Raw genomic sequence first — 1,045 nt, 5'->3', positions numbered from 1 at the left:
CTGGGGTGCTCGTTCCAGTCGCTGAGCCAGGTGCGGATGTCTCGTTCGAGGGCTTGGACGGAGCGGTGGACGCCGCGCTTGAGCTTCTTCTGCGTGAGCTCGGCGAACCACCGCTCCACCAGGTTGAGCCAGGACGAACTCGTCGGTGTGAAGTGCAGGTGGAACCGTGGGTGTGCCAGCAGCCACTTCTTGATGGCGGGTGTCTTGTGGGTGACGTAGTTGTCGAGGATGAGGTGAACGTCGAGACCGGCGGGGACTTCCTTGTCGAGCCTGGCCAGGAACTTCTTGAACTCCACGGCTCGGTGGCGCCGGTGCAGGGAGCCGATCACCTTGCCGGTGGCGACCTCCAGGGCGGCGAACAGAGTGGTGGTGCCGGCGCGGAGATAGTCGTGGCTGCGGCGCTCGGGGACGCCGGGCATCATCGGCAGGACAGGCTGGGACCGGTCGAGTGCCTGGATCTGCGACTTCTCGTCCACACACAGCACCAGGGCCTTCTCGGGTGGGTCGAGGTAGAGGCCGACCACATCGCGGACCTTGTCGATGAACAGCGGGTCCGTGGACAGCTTGAACGTCTCGGAGCGGTGCGGGGCCAAGGCGAAGGCACGCCAAATCCTGGAGACGGCGGACTGGGACATCCCCGTGGCGGCCGCCATCGATCGGGTCGACCAGTGCGTGGCGTTCGGCGGTTTCTCCTCCAGCGTCTTGACGATGACCCGCTCCACATCGGCATCGGTGATCTTCCTCGGGACACCAGGCCGTGGCTCGTCGGACAGGCCGTCCAGACCGCGGTCGAGGAAGCGTCTTCGCCAGGTGCGGACCGTGTCCGGAGCGACCTTCAGCCGCCGTGACACCTCCATGATCGAATGCCCTTCGGCGCACTCAAGGACGATCCGGGACCGCAAGGCCAGAGCCTGAGACGTCGACCGGCGACGCAACCACCCCTCAAGCACGGCCCGCTGGGCATCCGTTACCGACAACGGCGGGATCTTCGGTCCACGACGGTTCACACCAAACCAACGACGAATCTCTGACTCAGGTCACTAGA

1 protein-coding gene is annotated in these 1,045 nt (G+C 65.4%); it reads right to left on the bottom strand.

Going from position 1 to position 1,045, the window contains the following annotated elements; genetic code table 11:
• Nucleotides 1-1,007, bottom strand: a 1,007-nt coding sequence (locus LMU33_RS40795; RefSeq protein WP_228627160.1) for an IS630 family transposase, incomplete at its 3' end; no start/stop codon positions are given.
• Nucleotides 1,008-1,045 lie beyond the last annotated feature (38 nt).

The organism is Streptomyces barringtoniae (assembly GCF_020819595.1).
Taxonomy (GTDB): domain Bacteria; phylum Actinomycetota; class Actinomycetes; order Streptomycetales; family Streptomycetaceae; genus Streptomyces; species Streptomyces barringtoniae.
The sequence above is the reverse complement of the archived record's forward strand: the minus strand, read 5'-3'. Positions and strand labels throughout refer to the sequence as shown.